Source organism: Moorena sp. SIO3I8, from assembly GCF_010692325.1.
Taxonomy (GTDB): Bacteria; Cyanobacteriota; Cyanobacteriia; order Cyanobacteriales; family Coleofasciculaceae; genus Moorena.
Map to the genome: position 1 here is coordinate 1 of NZ_JAAHHW010000478.1, position 1,076 is coordinate 1,076.

The window sequence follows — 1,076 nt, forward strand, 5'->3', positions numbered from 1 at the left end:
ACTTTTGAGAGATTGACGAAGCTTGCCATCGCCTTAGTAGCCACTGCCCACCCTAGGATTAATCAAACGAGTAGCACTCAGTTCATGTCGTGCAACTACGGTGGGCAGTGCTTTGGACAGATTCCTTTGCTTGCCATCCCCTTGATAGGCACTGCCCACCCTACGATTAATCACTCTTACCTGTTGCTAGCATGCCTATTGCCTGTTCCCTGTTCCCTGTTCCCTTCAAATAGAAATGCTATAGCAATAAAAAAAAATCGGTCAAGCTCTGGTTAACTCCAATGCTTGACCGAATTCTATGGTATTAGCTTCCAAAAGTACAGCTGAGCTGCACTCAAATTTAGATAACTCCTGATCAATTAGTACATTCTGATCGAGTTAGTCAGCTATCAGCTATCAGTTATCAGTTATCAGCCAAAGGCTTGTGGCCAAGGCTGACGGCTGACGGCTGACCGCTGTTCGCGTAGCGTGCGCGTAGCGCATATGCTTACGACAAAACAACCTTCACTATTCATTGTCGCCAGGGCGTAAAACCCTGGCAAATTCCTATCCTAGTCTACGTAAAAATAGCGAATCAAAAAGGTCATAACCTCACCAGGCTTTCCGGTAGGCTCCGGAGTGCTCCACTCGTCGGGATAGGCGTATTTAAGGGAATAAATGGCATAAATTGTCTTCTTAACCTCCTCAGGAGAACCGATCAATATGTGCTTGACTTTCTTAGATTTGCGACTTGGGTTTTCAGAGTTCGGATTAATGTTTTTGCTCATTGGAAACTATACCTTTAAACTGTGTATAATATTAATCTATTAATAAATTAATTATTTGTCAAGGGGTTTAGGAATTTTTTTTATTACGAAATATGCAGATAATTTGGGAAGTGTGGGAAGTGTGGTGGGAAGGGTAATAAGGAATAATAAATAGTTTTTATTTTTATACATTTTTGATATAATTAATCGTAGGGTGGGCAGTGCCTAAGACAAATTCCCAATGCTGTAGTAGCTTTGATAAGCACTGCCCACCAACAGTAAATAAAATTAATCGTAGTAAATAAAACTAATCGTAGGGTGGGCAGTGCG

At 41.4% G+C, this 1,076-nt stretch carries 3 protein-coding genes; 1 reads left to right on the forward strand and 2 read right to left on the reverse strand.

Annotated features, from left to right (window positions below; genetic code table 11):
• The coding region (locus tag F6K51_RS38020) for a hypothetical protein (protein WP_293031535.1) at positions 1-276 on the forward strand (276 nt) is incomplete at its 5' end.
• Between the two features lie 134 nt (positions 277-410).
• Here F6K51_RS38020 and F6K51_RS38025 read toward each other — a convergent pair.
• Together F6K51_RS38025 and F6K51_RS38030 are read right to left on the reverse strand one after the other, a co-directional pair.
• Positions 411-542 (reverse strand): hypothetical protein, encoded by a 132-nt coding sequence (locus tag F6K51_RS38025; RefSeq protein ID WP_293031538.1) that lies wholly within the window; start codon positions 540-542, stop codon positions 411-413.
• A gap of 9 nt (positions 543-551) precedes the next feature.
• Positions 552-767 carry a hypothetical protein gene (locus F6K51_RS38030; RefSeq protein ID WP_293031541.1) on the reverse strand — a complete coding sequence of 72 codons (216 nt, stop codon included), beginning with the start codon at positions 765-767 and terminating at the stop codon, positions 552-554.
• Positions 768-1,076: the final 309 nt, after the last annotated feature.

Excerpts from the sequence above, each read along its gene's own strand:
- F6K51_RS38030 (WP_293031541.1), bottom strand. The coding sequence starts at position 767 with ATGAGCAAAAACATTAATCCGAACTCTGAAAACCCAAGTCGCAAATCT.